Annotated in this window: 8 protein-coding genes; 4 read left to right on the top strand and 4 right to left on the bottom strand. The window is 54.9% G+C overall.

What is annotated here, in order from left to right:
• The 4 genes from ABQ298_11615 to ABQ298_11600 all read left to right on the top strand — a co-directional run.
• Window positions 1–187, top strand: a 187-nt coding sequence (locus ABQ298_11615) for a type II toxin-antitoxin system prevent-host-death family antitoxin (protein ID MEQ9825021.1), incomplete at its 5' end; no start/stop codon positions are given.
• Window positions 184–438, top strand: a complete 255-nt coding sequence (locus ABQ298_11610) for a Txe/YoeB family addiction module toxin (GenBank protein MEQ9825020.1) — start codon at window positions 184–186, stop codon at window positions 436–438. The genes ABQ298_11615 and ABQ298_11610, both read left to right, overlap by 4 nt.
• Before the next feature lie 594 nt (window positions 439–1032).
• Window positions 1033–1227, top strand: coding sequence for a DUF6364 family protein (locus ABQ298_11605; GenBank protein MEQ9825019.1), 195 nt, complete (start codon window positions 1033–1035; stop codon window positions 1225–1227).
• Window positions 1228–1271: 44 nt separating this feature from the next.
• Window positions 1272–1685 (top strand): PIN domain-containing protein, encoded by a 414-nt coding sequence (locus tag ABQ298_11600; protein MEQ9825018.1) that lies wholly within the window; start codon window positions 1272–1274, stop codon window positions 1683–1685.
• A 486-nt stretch (window positions 1686–2171) separates the two neighbouring features.
• Here the strand turns inward: ABQ298_11600 and hemG are convergent, their stop codons facing one another.
• The 4 genes from hemG to ABQ298_11580 form a co-directional block, all read right to left on the bottom strand.
• Window positions 2172–3581 carry a protoporphyrinogen oxidase gene (gene hemG / locus ABQ298_11595; GenBank protein MEQ9825017.1) on the bottom strand — a complete coding sequence of 470 codons (1410 nt, stop codon included), beginning with the start codon at window positions 3579–3581 and terminating at the stop codon, window positions 2172–2174.
• Window positions 3582–3681: 100 nt separating this feature from the next.
• On the bottom strand, window positions 3682–5046 hold the full coding sequence (locus ABQ298_11590) for an N-succinylarginine dihydrolase (GenBank protein MEQ9825016.1): 1365 nt from the start codon (window positions 5044–5046) through the stop codon (window positions 3682–3684).
• A gap of 13 nt (window positions 5047–5059) precedes the next feature.
• Window positions 5060–6514: a succinylglutamate-semialdehyde dehydrogenase gene (astD, locus tag ABQ298_11585; GenBank protein MEQ9825015.1), complete on the bottom strand. Its 1455-nt coding sequence runs from the start codon at window positions 6512–6514 to the stop codon at window positions 5060–5062.
• The gene (locus ABQ298_11580; GenBank protein MEQ9825014.1) at window positions 6507–7613 is read right to left on the bottom strand and encodes an arginine N-succinyltransferase; all 1107 of its coding nucleotides are present in this window, start codon (window positions 7611–7613) and stop codon (window positions 6507–6509) included. Before ABQ298_11580 ends, astD begins: the two co-directional genes overlap by 8 nt.
• Window positions 7614–7635: the final 22 nt, after the last annotated feature.

Here is a 7635-nt window from a genome sequence, read left to right as displayed (position 1 = left end):
AGACCCGGTCATCATCACTCGCAAGAGGAACCAGTCCGTCGTCATGATCTCGCTGGAGGACTACGAGGCCCTTGAGGAGACCGCTTATCTTCTCAGGAGTCCAGCGAACGCTAAAAGACTGGCTTCGGCTCAGGAAAACCTAGAGAAAGGAAAAGCTGAGGTACGGGAGATCGATCTCGAAGCATGAATCTGATTATCACCCCAGAAGCCTGGGAGGACTACCTCTATTGGCAAAAGACCGACAAGCGGATCACGAAAAGAATCCACCAGCTCATCAAAGATATTCAGAGAAGCCCTTTCGAAGGAATCGGCAAACCGGAAGCTCTGAGACACAACCTATCAGGATGCTGGTCTCGAAGAATCACAGAAGAGCATAGGATTGTCTATAAGGTCACAGACAATGGAGTGGCTTTCCTTCAAATGCGATACCACTACTGAAGCGAAATTCGAAGGGGTCAAACGCAAATTATAAAGATTTTTCCTGTTCTTGTGGATTCATTCCCGGTAACTTTGGATCTTCCTCAAGATATGTCTGAGCGAAGCTTGGGAGCACATAACGCTGTTGCACAGCGCCAAAAAGCTTTCTACTTATGTCCCCGACTCGTCTGGGTTTTTGCAGCTCCGATGGATCGGAGCGTTTTGAGTTCGGCATCTGCCGAACGGTGTTTTTCAAATCCTGGGTTCAGTCTCAAAACCAATCATTCGTAATGGAATCTCGAACTGCAACGACGCTCCGAATTCTCCCGAATTCGGCTACGCTCAATAGGGAGGCTTGGGAGTGTGCCTGTGGGTTTTTCGAATCAGCGCAAAGGAAGTGATCAGACGTCGAGACGACATGATCCCGAACAGCGGGACTGCTGATCCGAACCAACCGAAATCTAAACCGATCCCACACCTCTGCAATGCCTCCTATGCAAAACCACTCCACCGCTTCATCCCACATGCGACCTTTATCGATTCCATGGGGATGACCCCTATTGACGTTCTCCAAGAAAAATTGACAATACGTGCAAATTGACCAAATTACACGTCATGCAAACAAAACTTACTCTTCGAATGGAAGAAGCACTGATTCGCAAAGCGAAACGGCTTGCTCAAAGGAAAGGAACGTCCGTGTCGAAAATTTTTGGTGATTACATCAAGAATGAATCTGATGAAAGTTTGGACGAAGAACTTCCGCCGATAACACTTTCAATGATCGGAGCATTAAAAAATAGTCCTATCTAATTTAACGAAGAATATTAAAATAAACATCTGGAAGAAAAGTATTTATGAAAATACTAATCGATACCAATGTGATTCTGGATGTTTGGTTGGCTAGGGAACCATTCTGGAGAGATTCTGCATCGCTCATTGGAAAAATAGAAAAGAAAGAAATTGAAGGAATTGTAGCTCCTACCACGATCACAACTCTTCACTACCTCGGAAAGAAAGTATTGGGAGAATACAAAGCACGTCAGTTACTGGAACGTCTTTTGGAGATTTGCAAAGTAGGCAGTATTTCCTCGAAGACGTTCAAGCAGGCACTCAAAAGCAAAATCACAGATTTTGAAGATGCCGTAATCGAAGCCGTGTCAGAATCCAGCAAAGTCGAGCTTATCGCGACGCGGAATATCAAAGATTTTAAACACTCAAGAATTCCCGCAATGGAACCTTCTCAAATAATTAAAGGAGAAATCGGGTAGCGAGGGGCGTTGACTCCCCCGCTCCCACACCACCTGGAAATTCGAAGGGGTTAAACGCAAATTAAAAAGATTTGCCCCTCGTTTTGTAGATTCATTCCCGGTAACTTTGGATCTTCCTCAAGATATGTCTGAGCGAAGCTTGGGAGCACATGCCGCTGTTGCGCAGCGCCAAAAAGCTTTTATTTTCCGACTTGTCGGGGTTTTTGCAGCTCCGATGGATCGGCGCGTTTTGAGTTCGGCATCTGCCGAACGGTGGGTTGTCAAATCCTGGGTTCAGTCTCAAAACCAATCATTCGCATTGGAATCTCGAACTGCAACGACGCTCCGAATTCTCCCGAATTCGGCTACGCCAATAGGGAGACTTGGGAGGAAAGTGTTACGAAAACGCTATGGTTATTTACGATATCCGAACTTGCTATGCTTTTGGGTTCTCACGCAAAAACCGCCTGCATGTCCTCAAACGCGATGCCCTCGAAGAGTGAAGGCTCAGGCGTTTCGTGACAGTGCATGAGCGAGGCGCAGCGCACTGTCCATGCAATCGGAGAGTCCGGGGCCGCCGCGATAGTTTCCCTGAATGTGCAATCCGGGAAACTGGTTTTCCAGCTGTTCCAGTTGGTTGAGAAAGCGCTCATGACCCACCGGATATTGCGGTATCGCCCTCGGCCAAAAGCAATGGTGAATGAAGCTGGGGCTGCTTTTGACACCCAACAATTCCTTCAATTCCCTGCAGCAGTGCTGCACCAACGCATCGGTATCGAGTGACGCACGTTCCGGGTGCAGGGTTCCACCGATGAAGTTCATGAGTGACACCTGTCCCTCCGGTGCACGGCCCGGGAAGAGTGTGGAGGAAAAAATGGTTCCGAGTATGAAGCGTTGTTCCTGTTCTGGGATCAGCATGCCAAATCCGTCCAGTGGATGAGCCACCGCCTCACGGGGAAATCCAAGCACCAGCGTGCTCAGCGGTGGGTAATGCAAGTCTTCAACCTCATCCAGAGCATCCCTCAAGCTGCCGCCATCCGTCCCGCGAAGTTCTGCATGCCATGGCAGTCGCCCCCACTGATGACGAGGAATCGTGATCACAAGTTGATCCACCTCGCGATGAATCGGCACTCCCTGTTGCAGGGCATGCATCTGCCAAGCTCCACTTTCGTTGCGTGTGATCGACTGCAGCTCAACGGAGGTGTGCAGACAGTCTCCCAATAGCGATGCGAGATGATCCGACAGCACGCTCAAGCCATCATCGAAACTGAGCATGCGCGACTTGAAAGCGGGAACCCCCGATTTGCGACGCTCCCGTTTGAGCGCAATCGCCCCCCGAATCAGCGAGCCGTAGGACTGATCGAGATTCCACACTTTGGGAAATGCATGGCGCACCGACAGGGTTTCCGGATCCCCCGCATAGATGCCCGAAACCAGGCAGGAAATTCCGTAGTCAAGAAACTCAGCCCCCAGGCGCCTGCGCACAAAATTGCCCACGCTTTCGTCGGTAGCAGTTGTGCCCGGAATGAAAGGTTCCTTCAGCACTCGCAGTTTTGCCGACGTAGAGTAGAGCGGCGTCATGATCGCACCCAGGGGGTGAGAGGGCATGGCATGCGGTTTGCCACCTCTTACGATAAATCGTTTTTTGGATTCCTGTGACGCAGCAACCAGCCGTTCGCTCAATCCCAGAGAGTCCAGCCAGTCTGCAACCGTTTGTGATTTAACCAACATCGAGTTCGGTCCCTCTTCCACGAGAAAACCCTGATCCCGGTGGCTGCGGATGGCTCCTCCCACACGATCAGCACTTTCCCACACCTGAACCTGCAGTCCCCTGCGCTGCAGCGCATGGGCAAGCGTCATGCCAGTCAGTCCGGCGCCAATGATTCCAATGCGGGAAGGAGGATGCGTGTCGTGCATGTTGATGGAATTCACCCTAACGTGCTCAGCCTCGGGAATCAAGGAGTTCTCCCCCAGCCCACAACTTTCTACTTTTACTTCCAACTTTCCCTTCCTACACTCAACTTCCTCTCCACTGCAGATCCGTTGCCAGTGGCATCTGCAGGATGCGGGAGAGCGCATGCATTGCTCCGTGGGTTTGTTCCAGCAGAGTCGGGTCGCTCAGATCGTCGAGCGTGAGTTTTTCACGGTAGTGATGCTTCACCCATGAGCAAAGCTCTGCATACAGCGCATCACTCATCATTACCCGCGCACCCATTGCCTTCAACTCGGAGGCACTGAGCACAACGCGCAGGCGCAGGCAAGCGGGGCCACCGCCATTGCGCATGCTCTCCCGCAAATCAAAAGTGCGCACTTCGCGAATGGGTGAGTCGGGCTGTCCGCACAACTGGTCGAGGTAGGCTGCAACCACCGCATCTTCGTGACACTCCCGTGGCGCAATGAGTATCATGTGATCCCGGGTACCCACCAGCTGGCTGTTGAACAGGTATGTCCTCACCGCACGCTCCAGCGAAACGTCGGATTCGCTCACCACGATGCAGCGCAGCACGTCCCCCGTGAGTTGCTGGTAGGCAAGCTGAAGAGCCTCCAACGCCTCATTTCCCTTCCGGTAGGCACGCTCATGACAGAAGTAGCAGTTCAGATTTCCCACCGCGATCACGTCGTTGTGGAACACCCCGGCATCAATGGCGTTGGCGTGCTGTTCCAGAAACAAACATTGCTCTGGTCGCAGGCGCAGTGATCGCGCCACCGTTTCTGACGCCAATCGGGTCTGTCGACCCGTGAAGCGTCGCGTCACCCCATCCGCCAATGCATCGTCTGCATCATCGCGGCCCCAGACGAACACATGCAGCCCCATGGAGCTTGCCTCCGGGCACAAGCGGGTGTGGTTGGCCGACCCCTCATCCGCCATTGCCTGACCGCCCGGAAGTGCCGGATCCACATGACCTACACCGAAGAGGGTTTGCAAGTACGCACAGGTTTCCCATGCCTCAATTGACCGGTGCAATTTGCTCTGCAGATTGGCGGTACGCACATGCAGTCGCCCGTCGATGGTGTCGCACGAGGGTGCAACTGTGGCCGCATTGGCGGTCCACATGCTGCTAGCGGAGCAGGCAGCCGAGAGCAGTGATGGTGCAAGATGCGAGGCATTTTGCAGCAGCTCCGCCGGTGTGGTTCCCGGAATACCCCAAGCGCGCAGGGCGTGCAGAGAGGGGCGGAGCAACGGTGGCAAAACCGCCTGGGGGAAACCCATGTCGTGCAGGGCTTTCATCTTGGCCAGTCCCTGCAAGGCAGCCCGGCGAGGGTTGGACACGCGATTGCGGTTCAGGTCCGAGGCCAGGTTGTCATTGGACAGCCCACCATAGTGGTGGGTGGGGCCGATCAGACCATCAAAATTGATTTCGACATAGGGTTCTTGGCTCATGCGGATGCGGGGGTCAGGTCCAGAGTCCCGGCAGAGGGGTTTCCGGCATTTGCAGGGTGGGTTCTTCCATGGATGCCACGGGGTAGCTGCAGTAGTCAGCGGCAAAAAATCCACTGGGCCTAAAGTTGCCACTGCGTGCGATTCCTCCAAAAGGTGCCGCACCTGAAGCACCCGGCAATGGCACATTCCAGTTTACCACACCCGCGCGAATGTCCCGGTAGAACCGTTCGTAACACTCGGAATCGTCACTGAGCAACCCGGCGGCCAGACCAAATTGAGTCCGGTTCGCCTCTTCAAGCGCCGCTTCAAAACTATCCACGCGAATGACTTGCAACAATGGACCAAAAAACTCCCGGTCCTCTCGAGTGGGCACTGCTGTCACGTCAAGGATGCCGGGCTGCAGTAGTCCGGTGTCCGGTCGTAGCAGGCGCAGTTCGTGCCAGGGTTCAGCGCCCTGGCGCACAAGGGCCTCCTGTGCTGCAAGCAACTCCCGGGCGACTGCGGGACGGATGACGGGTCCACAGAATGGTTCCGGTTTGTCATGCGGAGCACCGACCCGAATCCGTGCACAACGCTGAACCAGTTCGGGGCGAAGGCGTTTGGCGTCGGCGTGTGAGAGGATCAGCCGACGCGCACAGGTGCAGCGCTGTCCCGCCGTGACAAATGCGGATTGCAGGATCGTCAGCACCGCAGCATGAAGATCCTTCACATCCCAGAGCACAAGCGGGTTGTTGCCCCCCAGCTCAAGCGCAACAATCTTGCCGGGAGTAGCTGCAACCTGACGCGCGATGCTTTCGCCCGTGGTGACGCTGCCCGTGAAGGCAAGTCCGTCAATGCGTTGGTGTCGCACCAGTGCCTCACCCGTGGCTCTGGCGCCCTGCACAAGTTGGATGGCACCCGCAGGCAGACCCGCTTCCAGCAGCAGCCGTGGAATCCAGGCAGAACTGCGCGGGGTGAATTCACTGGGTTTGAACACCACGGTATTTCCGGCAAGCAGAGCCGGTACGATATGCCCGTTGGGCAGGTGGCAGGGAAAGTTATAGGGACCGAGCACTGCCATCACGCCATGGGGCTTGAAGCGCGTGTGAGCATTTCCACGGGTGGATACGGCGCAGCGCTGGGAGTGGGCCTGAACCGAGAGCGCGACTTTTCCAACCATCGCATTCACTTCCGTCAGGGCTTCCCAGTGGGGTTTTCCCACTTCCTGCGAGAGGGTTTGCGCGATGGATTCGGCGTGCTGTCGAATGAGTTCGGCATAGGCTTCGAGCAGCTTTGTGCGCTGCTCGAGCGATTGACCTGACCAGGAGGGCAGAGCCATTGCGGCGGACTGCACGGCAAGCTCGATTTCTTCAGCCGTATTTGCCCGGAACTGGTACTGCTCCACCCCATCGTAAGGTGACACTACGCTGATGCGTTCACCGCTGCCACGGGTCCATTGGTCGGACAGGAAACTGAGCGATTCAGACATGACGGGATTTCGGTTTTCGGGGAAGTCGGGATTTCATCGCTGGGTCACGCAATGGCACCACATCCACGGCATCACCATCCCGCACACCGAGAGCGTTGCACTGGGTTGCCGTCAGCGAAATTGGTTCGCCAGGCTGCTGGAATTCCGCATTGCAAACCAGGGCGATACTACAGGCAAATTCGAGCCGTGCGTTACTGATCAAACAGGCCGTTGTGCTTGTCGCAGCTGTCTCAGCTGTGGAATCGGTGCTCTGACGCACCACCCGCTGCTGCAGGTTGCGCGGAATGCGAAGTTCTCCAAGCTGTGCTTCAAACATGGGACCCGCATCAAAAATATCGACCGCATCTGTGGGGGCAAATCCTTCGTGTTTCAAAATTGCAACCGCCGCTTCCGTATCCCGGTGGACCCGCCCAATGATGGCCTGCACGGATTCAGGCAGCAGCGGCAAGTAGATCGGGTATTCCGGCATCAAGTCGTTGATAAACTCTTTGTTCCCCATGCCCGAGAGAAAATCCGCCTCATCAAATTCGCGCTCGAAAAAATGCCTACCCACCTGATCCCAGAAAGGGGAGCGTCCATCAGCGTCGACCCATCCGCGGAATTCAGCAATCACCCGGGAGCGAAAGCGTTGCGGAAACCGCGCCATGAACAGCAGACGGGACAACGAAAGCAGACGTCCCACTCCCGCACTGCGAAACTCTGGATGCAGGTAGAGACTGCCCAGCTCGCTGGGGCCATCGTGATTCGATTCCAAGTGCAGCACGCGGATCTGCTTGTGAATGCCCAAGGGGGCGTGGGAATACGTCTCCCGCTTGATGCGGTAGGTGAAAAACGGTTCATATCCCCCGACACGCGCAATGATGGCAGCCGTGCCAATCAAACGCCCCGAGCTTCGTTCCTCCAGCACAAACAAGTACTGCTCGGAACCGGGTTCGCTCACGCCCGGATAAAACGACTGGATGGACCGGTGGATGCGTTTTTCCAAAAACGAACGCTCGCGCGGCATCGAAGTCAGGGAATGCTCCAGAGTGCCCAGCAATTCGATCAGCTGCTTCAGATCGTGCAAGACAACCGGTCGGATGACAAATGTAGGAGTCATGAAGGATGGGAGTTGGGGGTGA

The sequence above is a fragment of the Puniceicoccaceae bacterium genome, assembly GCA_040224245.1.
GTDB lineage: Bacteria > Verrucomicrobiota > Verrucomicrobiia > Opitutales > JAFGAQ01 > JAKSBQ01.
This window is presented reverse-complemented; position numbering and strand designations above follow the sequence as displayed.